This window comes from Streptomyces sp. NPDC014006, assembly GCF_043088925.1.
Taxonomy (GTDB): Bacteria; Actinomycetota; Actinomycetes; order Streptomycetales; family Streptomycetaceae; genus Streptomyces.
The window spans coordinates 460,079-475,895 of sequence record NZ_JBICAJ010000003.1; the positions used below are offsets into that span (position 1 = coordinate 460,079).

At 68.8% G+C, this 15,817-nt stretch carries 11 protein-coding genes; 3 read left to right on the forward strand and 8 right to left on the reverse strand.

What is annotated here, in order from left to right; all coding sequences use genetic code 11:
• Positions 1–15: 15 nt before the first annotated feature.
• Positions 16–2,421, reverse strand: a complete 2,406-nt coding sequence (locus ACF1GV_RS14330; protein ID WP_391680214.1) for a DUF6049 family protein — start codon at positions 2,419–2,421, stop codon at positions 16–18.
• A 288-nt stretch (positions 2,422–2,709) separates the two neighbouring features.
• Between ACF1GV_RS14330 and ACF1GV_RS14335 the strand changes: the two genes are divergently transcribed.
• Positions 2,710–4,176, forward strand: coding sequence for a CCA tRNA nucleotidyltransferase (locus ACF1GV_RS14335; RefSeq protein WP_391680216.1), 1,467 nt, complete (start codon positions 2,710–2,712; stop codon positions 4,174–4,176).
• A gap of 110 nt (positions 4,177–4,286) precedes the next feature.
• Here the strand turns inward: ACF1GV_RS14335 and ACF1GV_RS14340 are convergent, their stop codons facing one another.
• The 4 genes from ACF1GV_RS14340 to ACF1GV_RS14355 form a co-directional block, all read right to left on the reverse strand.
• Complete coding sequence (locus ACF1GV_RS14340) at positions 4,287–4,811, reverse strand: hypothetical protein (protein ID WP_391680218.1); 525 nt, start codon at positions 4,809–4,811, stop codon at positions 4,287–4,289.
• Positions 4,812–4,928: 117 nt separating this feature from the next.
• On the reverse strand, positions 4,929–6,191 hold the full coding sequence (locus ACF1GV_RS14345; protein ID WP_391680220.1) for an MFS transporter: 1,263 nt from the start codon (positions 6,189–6,191) through the stop codon (positions 4,929–4,931).
• Positions 6,192–6,278: 87 nt separating this feature from the next.
• On the reverse strand, positions 6,279–7,361 hold the full coding sequence (locus ACF1GV_RS14350) for an inositol-3-phosphate synthase (protein WP_391680222.1): 1,083 nt from the start codon (positions 7,359–7,361) through the stop codon (positions 6,279–6,281).
• Positions 7,362–7,405: 44 nt separating this feature from the next.
• On the reverse strand, positions 7,406–8,083 hold the full coding sequence (locus ACF1GV_RS14355; RefSeq protein ID WP_391680223.1) for a helix-turn-helix transcriptional regulator: 678 nt from the start codon (positions 8,081–8,083) through the stop codon (positions 7,406–7,408).
• 384 nt (positions 8,084–8,467) lie between these two features.
• Between ACF1GV_RS14355 and ACF1GV_RS14360 the strand changes: the two genes are divergently transcribed.
• Positions 8,468–11,167: a transglycosylase domain-containing protein gene (locus ACF1GV_RS14360; protein WP_391680224.1), complete on the forward strand. Its 2,700-nt coding sequence runs from the start codon at positions 8,468–8,470 to the stop codon at positions 11,165–11,167.
• A gap of 130 nt (positions 11,168–11,297) precedes the next feature.
• The gene (locus ACF1GV_RS14365) at positions 11,298–12,800 is read left to right on the forward strand and encodes a glycosyltransferase family 87 protein (RefSeq protein ID WP_391680226.1); all 1,503 of its coding nucleotides are present in this window, start codon (positions 11,298–11,300) and stop codon (positions 12,798–12,800) included.
• A gap of 81 nt (positions 12,801–12,881) precedes the next feature.
• On the opposite strand, the gene ACF1GV_RS14370 is transcribed toward ACF1GV_RS14365, so the two are convergent.
• The 3 genes from ACF1GV_RS14370 to ACF1GV_RS14380 form a co-directional block, all read right to left on the reverse strand.
• Positions 12,882–13,913 (reverse strand): alanine racemase, encoded by a 1,032-nt coding sequence (locus tag ACF1GV_RS14370; protein ID WP_391680228.1) that lies wholly within the window; start codon positions 13,911–13,913, stop codon positions 12,882–12,884.
• A gap of 65 nt (positions 13,914–13,978) precedes the next feature.
• On the reverse strand, positions 13,979–15,100 hold the full coding sequence (gene femX / locus ACF1GV_RS14375) for a peptidoglycan bridge formation glycyltransferase FemX (protein ID WP_363265343.1): 1,122 nt from the start codon (positions 15,098–15,100) through the stop codon (positions 13,979–13,981).
• A gap of 169 nt (positions 15,101–15,269) precedes the next feature.
• A complete protein-coding gene (locus ACF1GV_RS14380; protein WP_391680230.1) occupies positions 15,270–15,584 on the reverse strand; it encodes a hypothetical protein in 315 nt (104 codons plus the stop codon).
• Positions 15,585–15,817: the final 233 nt, after the last annotated feature.

The following is a 15,817-nucleotide window of genomic DNA, read 5'->3' on the forward strand; positions in this document are numbered from 1 at the left end:
ACGGCCACGACATCCTCAACGGTCCACTCTCTCACCCGTCCCGGACGGGTCCGGGCTTTCCGCTGCGGTGTCCGGTGTCGGGTCACTCGGCTGCGTACCGTCTGCCCCCGGGTGGGCGGCGGACTCTTGCGTGAGACGGTCCCCGGGGCCGTCCGGGTTCTCCTCGGCGGCCGCCGTCCCATCCGGTTCCTCGTCGGCGCCGCCGTTCTGCGGCGACTCGGCGTTCTCGGCGGCGCGGGCCGCGGCCCGCTTGCGCTGGGTGTACATCCGGAAGCCGGCCAGGACGAGCAGCAGGACGCCACCGCCGATGACCAGCATCACCGTGGCGGTGATCTCGGTGACCTTCACATCGAAGTAGACGGGGGAGCCGTATTTGCGGCCGTCCTCCGTGAACAGCTGGGCGATCACCGTGGTCTGGCCGTTGACGTTGGCGGACGTGGTGAACTTCACCGTCTGGCTGTGGCCGCCGGAGACCGTGACCGGCTGTTCGTCGAAGGCCCCGCCGTGGATCTTGAGGCGGGTGGGGTTGGTCGAGGTCAGCCGCAGCACCAGGTGGTCGGAGCCCTGCAGCAGGTTGTTCTGCACGGACACCGGGATGGTGGCGCTGCGCCCGGACAGCTTGGTGTCGGACTTGTCGATCAGCTTCACCTGGTGGGCGAGCGTGTCCAGGTAGTCCTCCACGCCCCGGCGGAACGCCCGTGCCTCCCCGGCCCGGCCGCGCCACGACGTGGACATCTCGCGGTTCATGGCCCGGCCGAAGGGGGTCACGACCCGGGACGGGTCGGTGAGGATCACCTGGAAGTTGTCGAGCTTGTCCTGCGTGGCCGCGATCTGCGCGAAGGCCGACCGGGGCAGTTCCTGGCGGCGCAGCGACGACGGGTACGCCGACCCCGAGGGGATCGTCGTGGTGGCGTCCGGGTCGGGCTTGGCCTTCGCGGCCGCCGTCAGCTGCTGGGGCTGCGACCACGTGCTGCCCTGGAGCGCCGCCACGGCTTCCGCCATCGCCTGCGCCTGGCTCGCGGTCGGCATCCGCTGCGGGGCGACCACGATGCTGCGCTCCTTGTCGGACTGCTGGTTCAGCGCGAGGCTCTGCGCGAGGAACTGCTGCACCGCGAGCGAGGAGGCGGAGGCCGTGGTCAGGTCGCCCTGGAACTGTGTGGACAGCCGGGCGTCGGCCACGACCGCCGTGGTGCCGCCGCCGACGGGGCGGGCGGCGGACGGCGTGTAGGGCAGCCCGGCGGTATCCCGCAGGCTGTCGCTGCGCGCGATGACCTTGTCGGCGCCCGCCGAGGTGGCGACCTTCACGATCGACGGGTCGACAGCGCCGGCCACGGGCCAGGCGAAGTCGGTGGTCGGCGTGACGTGCAGCACGGTCTGCACCGTGATCGCCGCGACGTCGGTGGCCGCCTTCAACTGGCTGAGCGAGCCGGTCACGCCGGTGCCGTTGTGGGCGAGGGAGGCCAGGTCCGGGTCCCCGAACGGCAGGGCGACGACCTCCTTGCCCGCCACCGCCTGCTGCAGCTCGGCGAGCCACTGCTTGGCCACGACCTGGTTGCGGCCCGGGGTCGCGGTCCCGTCGGCGCCCCGGACCTTGTAACTGCCCGCCATCGCGTCCACGGAGGCCAGCAGGTCGGGGTCGACCACCCAGGTCACGTTGAGGCTCTTGCCCAGCGCGACCATCTGCTCCAGGCGACCGCCCGGGGCGAGCTCCTTGGCCAGGTCGTCATTGAGGAAGACCGGCGTCTGCTGCTCGCCCGGGCTCGTCTCGGCGGTCATCCGCACCGACGACATCAGGGGCCACAGGACGGTCGTCTTCGTCTTGGTGTCCGTCTCGTCGGGCTGCCACGGCAGGAAGGTCCGCTGGATGCCCATGACCTGTTCCCACGACTGCGTGGACGTCTTCCCGGAGAGCGAGACCCCGAGCTGGTAGACGCCGTCGTCACCGAGGTCCAGCTTGTCCACCGGTACGGAGATGCTGAAGTGTTCGGCGACGCCGGGGGTGAGCTTGGTGAACTTCGCGATGTAGGTGCCGCCGATCTCCGAGCCGTCGGCGCCGGGTGTGTAGCCCGTGCGCTCGGCGGCGGCGTCGATCTCCGAGCGGGTGGACAGCTCCGGACCGACCCGCAGCCCCACGTGGGCGTCGGTGACCGCCTGCCGGCCGTTGTTCGTCACGGTGCCGGAGACCGTCAGGGTGTCACCGTCGGAGAGGGCACTCGGGGTGAGCGAGTCCACAGCCACGGACACCGTGCGCGAGCCCGAGGCGGCGGGTGCCGCATGCGGTGCGGCCGCGGCGGACGGTGCGGCGGGCAACTGCAGCAGCCCGGCCAGCAGAGGCACTCCCGTGAGCACGGCGGCGGTGCGCCGCAACCAGCGGCGGGCAGGTGAGGGACTGGTCCCCTGGATGTCTGCCGCCTCGGCCACGCGCTCGCCCGTCCCTCGTCGTCGTCAGTGGTCGTCGGAATGTGCGTCCACGCATGGTAACGATGCGCGCCGAGTGGAAGTGCCGCGGTCTGCCCCACAAGATCAGCGGCGGAGCACGCCACAAGATCAGCCGCGGTCCGCTCCGGGGATCAGCTGCGGGTCTGCACAAGGGATCACGAGACGGCGTAGCCGCGGCACAGATCCCGACATGGATCCCTATAAGCATGGATCCTTATAAAGAGGAGCGCTTCTCTGCGCGGCCCGCCGGTGCACGTACCCTGTTCTGTTGTGCCGAACGCCAATGAAGACACTCCCACTGCCCTGAGCCAGGCGCAGCAGCGCGCGGTGAGCGAACTGCTGCGGGTGGCCCCCGTCGCCGACGACCTCGCCCGCCGTTTCCAGCAGGCGGGCTTCTCGCTCGCCCTGGTCGGCGGCTCGGTGCGGGACGCGCTGCTCGGCCGACTCGGCAACGACCTGGACTTCACGACCGACGCCCGGCCCGAGGACGTCCTGAAGATCGTGCGGCCCTGGGCGGACGCCGTCTGGGAGGTCGGGATCGCCTTCGGCACGGTGGGTGTGCAGAAGTCGGCCCGGGTCTCAGACGCTGACTGGGACTTCCAGATCGAGATCACCACCTACCGCTCCGAGGCCTACGACCGCACCTCCCGCAAGCCGGAGGTGTCCTACGGCGACTCCATCGAGGAGGACCTCGTCCGCCGTGATTTCACGGTGAACGCGATGGCCGTCGCGCTGCCGGAGAAGGAGTTCATCGACCCGCACGGTGGTCTGGTGGACCTGGCGGCGCGCGTGCTGCGCACCCCCGGCACCCCCGAGTCGTCGTTCTCCGACGATCCGCTGCGCATGATGCGGGCCGCGCGCTTCGCCGCCCAGCTCGACTTCGAGGTCGCGCCCGAGGTCGTGACGGCGATGTCGGAGATGGCCGAGCGGATCGAGATCGTCTCCGCGGAGCGGGTGCGGGACGAGCTGAACAAGCTCATCCTCTCCGCCCACCCGCGCAAGGGCCTGGCCCTGCTCGTGGACAGCGGGATCGCCGAGTGTGTCCTGCCCGAGCTGCCGGCGCTGCGGCTGGAGAGCGACGAGCACCACCGGCACAAGGACGTCTACGAGCACACGCTGATCGTTCTGGAGCAGGCGATCGCCCTCGAGGAGGACGGCCCCGACCTCACGCTCCGGCTGGCCGCGCTGCTGCACGACATCGGCAAGCCGAGGACGCGCCGCTTCGAGAAGGACGGCCGGGTCTCGTTCCACCACCACGAGGTGGTCGGCGCGAAGATGACCAAGAAGCGGCTGACGGCGCTGAAGTACTCCAACGAGCTGGTCAAGGACATCTCCCGGCTGGTGGAGCTCCACCTGCGTTTCCACGGCTACGGCACCGGTGAGTGGACCGACTCCGCGGTGCGGCGCTACGTCCGTGACGCAGGCCCCCTCCTGAGTCGGCTCCACAAGCTGACGCGCTCCGACTGCACCACCCGCAACAAGCGCAAGGCGGCCGCCCTGTCCCGCGCCTACGACGGCCTGGAGGAGCGCATCGCCGAGCTGCAGGAGCAGGAGGAGCTGGACGCGATCCGCCCGGACCTCGACGGCAACGAGATCATGGAGATCCTGGGCGTCGGCCCCGGCCCGGTGATCGGCAAGGCGTACAAGCACATGCTGGAACTCCGTCTGGAGCACGGCCCGATGGAGCACGATCAGGCCGTGGCCGCCCTCAAGGACTGGTGGTCCGAGCAGAGCTGAACCAACGAAGCGGGGTCGTGTTTCACGTGAAACACGACCCCGGGAACGTCACAAGGGGCGGTGTTTCACGTGAAACACCGCCCGTTGCGTTGCGTTGAACCACAAACGCGTTACTTCTTGACCTCGTCCAGGCACAGGACCACGTCGTGCGCGCCGCCCGACTGGACGTACCAGACCGGCGCCACGCCCTCGCACTTGTTCTCGTCGCTGGAGAACTCGAACTTCTTCACGACCTTGTACTGCGCGTCGGTCGAGGAGCAATCGACTTCCTCGAGCTTCGCGTCGGTGTCCGTGCCCTTGTTGTGCATGCAGGCGCCGACCGACGTCGACTCCGCGTCGTTGCGGCTCATGAACCAGCTGATGCCGAAGATGCCGCCGAACTTCACCAGGGCGATGATGATCGCGACGACAATGCCGGAGATCACCTTCAGGACCTTCTTCCCGCCCTTCTTCGCCGGAGCGGCCGGAACCGGCGGCGGAACCGGGGCGCCGGGAGCGCCCGGGGCGGCCTGGTTCGGGAACGGGGCGTAGGGAGCGCCCTGCGGCGGGATGCCGGGCTGACCAGGCTGCTGACCCACGGGCGGGGGAGGCGTCTGGGCGTACGGGTTCTGGCCGTGGGGCGGCGGAGTGGTCACTTTGGGGGTCCCCCTCGAACGTGGGTGCGCAGAGCGCGAGATAAGACCCACGTAAATTACTGGGTCCTTGTGGCCACTTTGCTTTCCCGAGTTCACTCTGTGGCTTGGATGTGACACTTATGAACGCCGAAAACGGGCCATAGCCAGGGCAACCACCCCATAGACCAAAGCCACCGTGACCACGAGCGGAGCGGAACGTCCGTCCGGCGGCAGCATCAGCGCGGCAACGCCCGCCGCCGCGACGAACGCGACGTTGAAGAGCACGTCGTAGAGGGAGAAGATCCGGCCGCGGAAGGCGTCGTCGACCGTGGACTGCACCACGGTGTCCGTGGCGATCTTCGCGGCCTGGGTCACCAGTCCCAGCACGAACGTCGCGACGAGGCCCGGCCCCTGGGCGAACGTCAGCCCCAGCGCGGGCACCAGCACCGCCGCGCAGGCCGAGCAGACCTGGATCCAGCGCACCGGCCCGAGCAGGCCCACAGCGGACGGGGACACGACGGCCGCCGCGAAGAATCCCGCGCCCGAGACGCCGAGGGCCAGTCCCAGCAGCGCCAGCCCCCGGTCCGGGTCGGAGGACCACGCGTACCGGCACAGCATCAGCACGGTGACGATCAGGGCGCCGTAGCAGAACCGCATCAGCGTCACCGCGGCCAACGCCCAGGCGGCCTCGCGACGTTGCGGCGCCGCGAGATGGCGCGCACCGGCTGCGAGTCCGCGTGTGGTGCCCTGGACCGCCCTCGTCAGCCGCGGCCGTACCAGCGCCCGGTCGGGGCCCAGCAGCCCCACGGCCAGGCGCAGCGAGGCGAGCGCGGAGCACAGATACAGGACCGCGCCCAGCAGGACCACCGCGGCGTCGGAGCCCGCAGCCACCAGGCGTACGACGAAGGCGAGCGTGCCGCCGGCGGTCGCCGCGAGCGTTCCGGCGGTCGGGGCCAGGGAGTTGGCCATCACCAGTCGCTCGGCGTCGACCACGCGCGGCAGGGCGGCGGACAGGCCCGCGAGAACGAACCGGTTGACGGCGGTGACGCACAGCGCGGAGAGGTAGAAGAGCCAGTCGGGGACGTGAGCGACCATCAGGGCGGCCGTCACCGCTGCCGTCAGGGCGCGCAGCAGGTTGCCGTGGACGAGAACCTGCCGACGGCGCCAGCGGTCCAGCAGGACGCCGGCGAAGGGGCCCACCACGGAGTAGGGCAGCAGCAGGATCGCCATCGCGGAGGCGATCGCGGCGGGCGAGGTCTGCTTCTCCGGGGAGAAGACGACGTAGGTGGCGAGGCCGACCTGGTAGATCCCGTCCGCGCCCTGGGAGAGCAGCCGTACCGCGAGCAGCCGCCGGAAGTCCCTGAAGCGGAGCAGGACGCGAAGATCGCGGACGACGGCCATGCGGCACAGCCTCACACACGGAAGGGTCCCCGGGGCACAGTGCCCCAGGGACCCTTCCGGCCCTGGCAGGAGCTATCGGCGCTCAGGTCAGCGCTCGACCTCGCCGCGGATGAACTTCTCGACGTTCTCGCGGGCGATGTCGTCGAAGTACTGCACCGGCGGGGACTTCATGAAGTAGGACGAAGCCGACAGGATCGGGCCACCGATGCCCCGGTCCTTGGCGATCTTCGCGGCGCGCAGGGCGTCGATGATGACACCGGCGGAGTTCGGGGAGTCCCAGACCTCGAGCTTGTACTCCAGGTTCAGCGGAACGTCACCGAAGGCGCGGCCCTCGAGGCGGACGTAGGCCCACTTGCGGTCGTCGAGCCAGGCGACGTAGTCGGACGGGCCGATGTGGACGTTCTTCTCGCCGAGGTCCCGGTCGGGGATCTGGGAGGTGACGGCCTGCGTCTTGGAGATCTTCTTGGACTCCAGGCGCTCGCGCTCGAGCATGTTCTTGAAGTCCATGTTGCCGCCGACGTTCAGCTGCATCGTGCGGTCCAGGATGACACCGCGGTCCTCGAACAGCTTCGCCATGACGCGGTGCGTGATGGTGGCGCCGACCTGGGACTTGATGTCGTCACCGACGATCGGCACGCCGGCCTCGGTGAACTTGTCCGCCCACTCCTTGGTACCGGCGATGAAGACCGGCAGGGCGTTGACGAAGGCGACCTTGGCGTCGATGGCGCACTGGGCGTAGAACTTCGCCGCGTCCTCGGAACCGACGGGCAGGTAGCAGACCAGGACGTCGACCTGCTTGTCCTTGAGGATCTGGACGACGTCGACCGGCTCGGCGTCCGACTCCTCGATGGTCTGGCGGTAGTACTTGCCGAGGCCGTCGAGGGTGTGGCCGCGCTGGACGGTGACACCGGTGGTGGGCACGTCGCAGATCTTGATGGTGTTGTTCTCGGAGGCGCCGATCGCGTCCGCGAGGTCGAGGCCGACCTTCTTGGCGTCCACGTCGAAGGCGGCGACGAACTCGACGTCCCTGACGTGGTAGTCGCCGAACTGGACGTGCATCAGGCCCGGCACCTTGGCCGCCGGGTCGGCGTCCTTGTAGTACTCGACTCCCTGCACCAGCGAGGCGGCGCAGTTACCCACGCCGACGATGGCTACGCGAACCGAACCCATTCCGGTTGCTCCCTGTGTGTACTGGTGAGGCCCGCGGTGGGCGCTCACGTGGCGGTGTCGTCGGGCGTATCCGTCCGGGGGGTGTCCCCGGGACGGGGCAGGCCGCCCGACGCTCCAGATGTGGTGTCCTGCTGAGCGGTCTCCCCGGGGGAACGCATGTCCCTTCCGGCCCGCTCGCTCTCGATGAGCTCGTTCAGCCAGCGCACTTCGCGCTCCACGGACTCCATCCCGTGGCGCTGGAGCTCGAGGGTGTAGTCGTCGAGGCGCTCCCGGGTGCGCGCGAGTGAGGCGCGCATCTTCTCCAGCCGCTCCTCCAGCCGGCTGCGGCGACCTTCGAGGACGCGCATACGGACGTCGCGCGAGGTCTGCCCGAAGAAGGCGAAGCGAGCGGCGAAGTGCTCGTCCTCGTACGCGTCGGGGCCCGTCTGCGACAGCAGTTCCTCGAAGTGCTCCTTGCCCTCCGCCGTCAACCGGTAGACGATCTTGGCGCGGCGCCCCGTGAGCGGAGCGGCCAGGGCGTCCTCGGTGCCCGGCCCTGCCTCCTCGGTCAACCAGCCGTTGGCGACCAGCGTCTTGAGGCAGGGGTAGAGCGTCCCGTAGCTGAACGCACGGAACACACCCAATGACGTATTGAGTCGTTTGCGCAGCTCATAGCCGTGCATCGGAGATTCGCGGAGCAGGCCGAGTACGGCGAACTCGAGGATCCCGGAACGCCGGCTCATCGTCGCCTCCTCTCTGCCGCGACCCGTGTGACGGGCCCCGTGACGGTCTTTATGCCGAGCTGATGTATCGACTCGATACATCATGACGATAGAACGGCCGTCCGGGCGCGACAAGAGGAGCGATGGTGAACGGGATCACATCACTGATTCGTCACAACCAAGTTGCCTGATTTGGGGTGAACTTTGGGACTAGACGCGTTTTGACGGTGCGTAGTCTGTGCGCCATGCATCCCACCGGGAACCGAGCGACGCCTGAGGGCGTCATCGTCGTCGGTGCAGTACGGGTGAATGCCAAACCGACCACATCCGTACTTCGGGGGGACCGGAAACCAGCCGCCGTTTCCAGGCGCGCACGGGTGCGCCTGCCCTAGGAGTAATCGTTCGATGAGCGAGCACCGTCGCAAACCGCCACAGCCGCAGGGAGGCGGACGTGCCGCGGGCCGACGCGGTACGTCCGGTTCGTCCTCCGGCCGCCGGGCGGCACCGCGAGGCGCCACCGGGTCTCCGTCCGACGCATACGGGTCGGACGCCTACGGGCCGGAAGCTGAGGAGCGGCCCTACGGCGGCCGCGCAGAGGCCCGCCGAGCGGCACAGAGAGGCGGGAGCCGACGCCGAGCGGCCGATCCGGGTCATGGGGGGCGCCGCCCGGCGCCCGCCGGTCCGGGGCGGGGCCGCGGGCGGGCGGCCGACCCCGGCAAGAAGCGGATCATCGACTACCCGCGCGCGGGCAAGTACGGCTGGCGCCGCTGGATGCCGTCCTGGAAGCTCGTCTCCGGTCTGTTCCTCGGCTTCATCGGCAGCCTGGTGGCCGTGGCGGGCATCGGATACGCCATGGTGGGCGTCCCCGACCTGGCCAAGACCGCGACCTCGCAGAACAACGTCTACTACTGGGCCGACAAGAGCCAGATGGTTGCGACGGGCGGGGAGACCAACCGCCAGATCATCAACCTGGAGCAGATCCCCAAGGCGATGCAGTACGCCGTGATCTCGCAGGAGAACAAGACCTTCGAGACCGACAGCGGCATCGACCCGAAGGGCATCGCCCGGGCCTTGCTGAACATGGCGCGCGGCGGCGAGACGCAGGGTGGCTCCACGATCACCCAGCAGTACGTCAAGAACGCGATGCTCAACGACCAGTCGCAGACCCTGACGCGCAAGTTCAAGGAGATCTTCGTCTCGATCAAGGTAGGGGCCACCGTCAAGAAGGACGACATCATGGCCGGCTACCTGAACTCCGCCTACTACGGGCGCAACGCCTACGGCATCCAGGCGGCCGCGCGGGCCTATTTCAACAAGGACGCCGTCGACCTGAACCCGGGCGAGTGCGCGTTCCTGGCCGCGATGCTCAAGGGCGCCACCTACTACGACCCGGCCGGTGCGACCTCGATCGACCCCGCGGCCACGCCGGACGCCAACCGGAAGCGCGCCACGAGCCAGATGCAGGACACGCTGAACAAGATGGTCGAGTACGGCCATCTCGACGCGGCACAGCGCGACAAGTACCGGACCCTCCCCACGGTCCAGAACCCGCGCTCCAACACCCGGCTCAGCGGTCAGATCGGCTACCTCGTCGACCTGGCGAACAGCTATCTGGTCACCCACAGCGACGAGACGCACGTCGACCAGCAGAAGCTGCGTGAGGGCGGCCTGTCGATCTACACGACCTTCGACAAGAAGAAGATCCAGGAGCTCCAAGCCTCCGTCACGAAGGTGCAGAAGGCCAACATCAAGCCGAAGCTGCGCCCCGAGACCGACACCCACGTCCAGTTCGGCGGGGCGTCCGTGGACCCGGGTACCGGTGCCATCAAGGCGATCTACGGCGGTGAGGACGCGACCAAGCACTTCACCAACAACGCCGACGCCACCGGCGCCCAGGTGGGTTCGACCTTCAAGCCGTTCGTTCTGGCCGCCGCCATGGAGTGGGGCAAGCGCAACCCGGAGCTCGGGCCGGACCAGGCCCAGGACGAGCGCACCATCGTCTCCCCGAAGAGCCTGTACAACGCCAAGAACAAGCTGAAGATCAAGGACTACCAGGGCAACGTCTGGACGAACGAGAAGGGCGAGGAGTGGCTGCAGACCAACGACGGCCAGAAGTCGTACGGTGAGCCGCCCAAGTACCTGATCGACCTGCGCGAGGCCATGCGGGAGTCCGTGAACTCCCCCTTCGTCCAGCTCGGCATGGACGTCGGCCTCGACAAGGTCAAGCAGGCCGCCATGGACGCGGGCCTGCTGGAGAGCAGTCTGGCCGGTACCAGCTACCCGTCCTTCTCCATCGGTACCTCGGACCCCAGCGCGATCCGTATGGCCGGCGCGTACGGCACTTTCGCTGCCAGCGGCAAGCAGCGCGACCCGTACTCCGTCGAGAAGGTCGTCAGCAAGGACGGTGTGGCCTTCGAGCACCGGGCCAAGACCAAGCAGGCCTTCAGCGAGAAGGTCGCCGACAACGTCACCGACGTGCTGAAGACCGTGGTCGACAAGGGCACGGGTACCGCCGCCCAGCTCCCCGGCCGTGACGTGGCCGGCAAGACGGGTACGACCGATGGCAACAAGTCCGCCTGGTTCGTGGGCTACACCCCGCAGCTGTCCACGGCGATCACCATGTTCCGGTACGACGACGACGCGTCGAACAAGAACCGGACGTTTCTGGAGATGTTCGGCACCGGTGGCCAGAAGAAGATCCACGGTGCCTCCTTCCCGGCGCAGATCTGGCACGACTACATGGCGGAGGCACTGAAGGGTGAGCCGGCCAAGCCGTTCCCGGCGCCCGAGCCCATCGGCGAGATCATCAACGCCCAGCCCTCGCCGACGCCCACACCGTCGGTGACGGAGACGGAGAAGGAGAGCCCGTCGCCGACGCCGTCGCCCAGTCACAGCTCTCCCAGCCCGTCGCCGTCGGTGAGCGAATCCTGCAAGCCCTGGGACTGGACCTGTGACCCGGCCGGCGGGACGAACGGCGGTGGTACCGATACCGGCGGCACGGACGGCGGTGTGTCGCCGTCGCCGTCGCCCTCGGACACCACCGGCGGCAACACGAGGGGTAACCAAAATGGTGGCGGCGGGCTCTTCGGGGGCCCGGCCGGATAGTCACCGACCACCCAAGACGGGTGTTTCACGTGAAACGTCCCGACGTTTCACGTGAAACAGGGGCCGCCGCACCGACTCAGGTGCGGCGGCCCTCGGCGTTTTCCCAGCCTTGTACGGCAGGATGTGCCCCATGCCCAGTGCAGAATCGACGCCGACGAGCGTGCACGAGCCGGACACGGTACGGCCGACCCGGGACGACAAGATCGCCGCGGCCGGCAGTGAGCTGATCGGTGGCCCGCTCGGACGGCGTGCCCTGACCGGGGCCTCGTGGTGGACGCCCGTCCGGATCGTCGCCCTGGTGGCGATCGGCATGTTCGCCCTCGGGCTGGTGCAGAAGGCGCCCTGCTACAACGGCGCCTGGTTCTTCGGAGCCAGCTCGCAGTACACACACGCCTGCTACTCCGACATCCCGCACCTGTATCAGGGCCGCGGCTTCGCCGACGGGCTCGTGCCGTACTTCGACAAGCTGCCCGGCGACATGGACTACCTCGAGTACCCGGTGCTGACCGGCGTGTTCATGGAGGTGGCGGCCTGGCTGACACCCGGCAGCGGCAGCATCCAGCACCAGGAACAGTGGTACTGGATGGTCAACGCCGGGATGCTGATGGTCTGTGCGGCCGTCATCGCCGTCTGCGTTTCGCGCACACACGCCCGTCGGCCCTGGGACGGCCTGCTCGTCGCCCTGGCGCCCGCCTACGTCCTGACGGCCACCATCAACTGGGACCTGCTCGCCGTCGCCCTGACGGCCGCCGCGATGCTGATGTGGTCCCGGGGCCGCTCCGTGGCCTTCGGTGTCCTGCTGGGGCTCGCCACCGCCGCCAAGCTCTACCCGGCCTTCCTGCTCGGCCCGCTGCTGGTGCTGTGCTGGCGCGCGGGCGCCTGGCGGGCCTTCGGCAAGGCCCTGGGTGGTGCGGTCGTCTCCTGGCTCGTGGTGAACCTGCCCGTCATGTACTTCGCGTTCGACGGCTGGTCGAAGTTCTACCGGTTCAGCCAGGACCGGGGCGTCGACTTCGGATCGTTCTGGCTGATCCTGGCGCAGAACTCCAGCCACCCGCTGCGCACGGAGACCGTCAATGTGCTCGCCCTAGCGCTGATGCTCCTGTGCTGCCTGGGCATCGCCGTGCTCACCTTCACCGCACCGCGCCGCCCCCGGTTCGCCCAGCTGGCGTTCCTGATCGTCGCCGCCTTCATCGTCACCAACAAGGTCTACTCGCCGCAGTACGTCCTGTGGCTGGTGCCGCTGGCCGCGCTGGCCCGGCCCAAATGGCGGGACTTCCTGATCTGGCAGGCGTGCGAGGTGGGGTACTTCCTCGGTATCTGGATGTACCTCGCGTACACCACCAGCGGAGACGCCCACAAGGGTCTGCCGACCGACGGCTACCACTGGGCGATCGGCGTGCACCTGCTGGGGACGCTGTACCTGTGCGCCGTCGTGGTGCGCGACATCCTCATGCCGGAGCGGGACGAGGTGCGCCTCGCCGGCGACGACGACCCGTCCGGCGGGGTCCTGGACGGTGCGGAGGACGTGTTCGTCCTCGGGCCCGCCGCCCATCCCCCACGGCACGCAGCCCACTTCGACACCCCGGCGGTGGAGTGGGGCAACGGCCGTGAGGCGGCAGGGGGTTCGCTCTGAGCGAACGGCCCCTGGGGACCGTATGACAAAGGCCGTACACGGGCGCTCCCGTGTACGGCCTTCGGCGTTCGCCGTGCCGGCTCAGCGCTCCATGAGCCGGTCGAACTGCGTGGTGGTGTGTCGCAGATGGGCCACCAGCTCGTCACCGACCTTCGGCTCGGCCGCGTCGGCGGGCACGAACAGGATGGACACCTGCATGTGCGGGGGCTCGGCGAACCAGCGCTGCTTTCCGTCCCAGACGAACGGAGAAAGGTTCCGGTTCACCGTGGCGAGGCCGGCGCGTGCGACGCCCTTCGCGCGCGGCATGACGCCGTGCATGGCCTTCGGGGCCTCCAGCCCCACCCCGTGCGAGGTGCCCCCCGCCACGACGACCAGGAAACCGTCGGAAGCCGCCTTCTGCTGCCGGTAGCCGAAGCGGTCGCCCTTGGACACGCGCGTGACGTCCAGGACCGCACCGCGGTACTCGGTGGCCTCGTGGTCGCCCAGCCACAGCCGCGTGCCGATGCGGGCGCGGAACCGGGTCTGCGGGAACTGCTGCTGCAGCCGCTGCAGTTCGTCGGCCTTGAGGTGGCTGACGAACATCGTGTGCAGCGGCAGCCGGGCCGCGCGCAGCCGGTCCATCCAGCCGATGACCTCCTCGACGGCGTCGGAGCCGTCGGTGCGGTCCAGCGGCAGATGGATGGCGAAGCCCTCCAGCCGGACGTTCTCTATGGCGGCGTGCAACTGCGGCAGGTCCTGCTCGCTGATGCCGTGCCGCTTCATCGAGGACATCACCTCGATGACCACCCGGGCGCCGACCAGGCCGTACACGCCGTCGATGGAGGAGACCGAGCGCACCACCCGGTCAGGCAGCGGCACCGGCTCCTCGCCGCGCCGGTACGGGGTCAGCACCAGCAGGTCGCCGCCGAAGAAGTCCTTGATCCGGGCGGCCTCGTACGTCGTACCGACCGCGAGCAGGTCCGCACCCAGGCGCGTGGCCTCCTCGGCCAGCCGCTCGTGACCGAAGCCGTAGCCGTTGCCCTTGCAGACCGGGACGAGGCCCGGGAACTGCTCCTGCACGTGCTTGTGGTGCGCCCGCCAGCGCGCGGTGTCGACGTAGAGCGTGAGCGCCATGGCCGGACCTGGAACCTTTCTCGTGGTTGCGATGTGTCAGAGGTATGGAAGCACTGAACGGGACATCAGCGGCGCGACATGTAGATGTCGAGCGCCTTGTGGAGCAGCTTGTTCAACGGGAAGTCCCACTCGCCGAGGTACTCGGCGGCCTGGCCCCCCGTGCCGACCTTGAACTGGATCAGGCCGAAGAGGTGGTCGGACTCGTCCAGCGAGTCGGAGATGCCGCGCAGGTCGTAGACGGTCGCGCCGAGCGCGTAGGCGTCGCGCAGCATCCGCCACTGCATCGCGTTCGAGGGCCGGACCTCGCGGCCGATGTTGTCGGAGGCGCCGTAGGAGTACCAGACGTGCCCGCCGACGATCAGCATCGTGGCCGCCGCGAGGTTCACACCGTTGTGGCGGGCGAAGTACAGCCGCATGCGGTTGGGGTCCTCACTGTTGAGAGCCGACCACATGCGCTGGAAGTACGACAGCGGGCGCGGCCTGAAGTGGTCGCGCACGGCCGTGATCTCGTACAGCCGCTGCCACTCCTCGAGGTCGTGGTAGCCGCCCTGGACGACCTCGACGCCGGCCTTCTCCGCCTTCTTGATGTTGCGGCGCCACAGCTGGTTGAAGTTCTTGTGGACCTCTTCCAGGGAGCGGTTCGCCAACGGCACCTGGAAGACGTAGCGGGGCTGGACGTCACCGAAACCGGCTCCGCCGTCCTCGCCCTGCTGCCAGCCCATACGACGCAGCTTGTCGGCCACCTCGAAGGCGCGCGGCTCGATGAAGTCGGCCTCCAGGTCGCGCAGGCGCTTCACGTCCTGGTCCTGGATGCCCTTCTTGATGGTGTCGGCGTTCCAGCGCCGGATGACCACCGGCGGACCCATCTTCACCGAGAAGGCGCCCTGCTGCTTCAGGTGGGCGAGCATCGGCTCGATCCAGTCCTGCAGATTCGGTGCGAACCAGTTGATGACCGGGCCCTCGGGCAGATAGGCGAGGTAGCGCTTGATCTTGGGCAGCTGCCGGTAGAGCACCAGGCCCGCACCGACCAGCTCGCCGGTGCGCTCGTCGAACCAGCCGAGGCTCTCGGAGCGCCACTCCGCCTTCACGTCCGCCCACGCCGGCACCTGCATGTGACTCGCCGCCGGCAGGGTCTGGATGAAGGCCAGATGCTGCTCGCGACTGATGGTCCTCAGGGTCAGGCTCATTCGGGGCGCTCCTCGGGCTGGTCTGTCCCCACGGGTCAGGGGCTCCGGCTCTAGCGCCGAAGCCTACTGCGCCCACGGAGCGCGCCTGCTGGGCGCACGGCACATCTCGCCCGGCCGCGCGGCGGCCGGGTGAGATGCGTGGTGCTGGAGAAGGAGATGTCGGGTGACGTCAGAAGACGCCGCCGAAGAGACCGCCGTGCGCCATGCCGAGCAGGAATCCGACGCCGGACGCGCCCAGGCCCACGATGATGCCGAAGCGCTCACGGGTGGTCACCGAGATCCACTGGCCGTAGGCACCGACGAGGATGCCCACCAGACCGGCCCAGGAGCTGAGCAGGTGCAGGTCGTCGGAGACCAGAGCCGTGATGAAGGCCAGCAAGCCGAGGGCCAGCGTCAGGACGAGCAGCGAGTCCTGGAGGGGATGGGACTTTCCGTCCGTGGCGAAAAGGCCGGAGGCGGTCTTGGGTCGCAATGCCTGTGCCATAGGGCACCTCCTGCGGAAGACGGCGCATCGTAGCGCCATACACACCCGATGTGTACAGATTGACGGCCTCCCCGGCCGGATTTCAACCGGAAGCCGGTGTGCGGGTAGTCTGTACCCTCTGCACCGGTGTCTGCCCACGCCGTTTCGTGGCCAGGGCGATACCGCCGACTGACCCCGATTGTCAGTGGCGGCCGATACCGTTGCGTACGCATCACAACCCTCCTGCCACGGAA

Bases quoted from the DNA above. Each gene is read 5' to 3' on its own strand.
- ACF1GV_RS14350 (WP_391680222.1), bottom strand. From the start codon at position 7,361: ATGGGTTCGGTTCGCGTAGCCATCGTCGGCGTGGGTAACTGCGCCGCC.
- ACF1GV_RS14345 (WP_391680220.1), bottom strand. From the start codon at position 6,191: ATGGCCGTCGTCCGCGATCTTCGCGTCCTGCTCCGCTTCAGGGACTTC.
- femX (WP_363265343.1), bottom strand. From the start codon at position 15,100: ATGAGCCTGACCCTGAGGACCATCAGTCGCGAGCAGCATCTGGCCTTC.
- ACF1GV_RS14360 (WP_391680224.1), top strand. From the start codon at position 8,468: ATGAGCGAGCACCGTCGCAAACCGCCACAGCCGCAGGGAGGCGGACGT.
- ACF1GV_RS14355 (WP_391680223.1), bottom strand. From the start codon at position 8,083: ATGAGCCGGCGTTCCGGGATCCTCGAGTTCGCCGTACTCGGCCTGCTC.
- ACF1GV_RS14365 (WP_391680226.1), top strand. From the start codon at position 11,298: ATGCCCAGTGCAGAATCGACGCCGACGAGCGTGCACGAGCCGGACACG.
- ACF1GV_RS14370 (WP_391680228.1), bottom strand. From the start codon at position 13,913: ATGGCGCTCACGCTCTACGTCGACACCGCGCGCTGGCGGGCGCACCAC.
- ACF1GV_RS14380 (WP_391680230.1), bottom strand. From the start codon at position 15,584: ATGGCACAGGCATTGCGACCCAAGACCGCCTCCGGCCTTTTCGCCACG.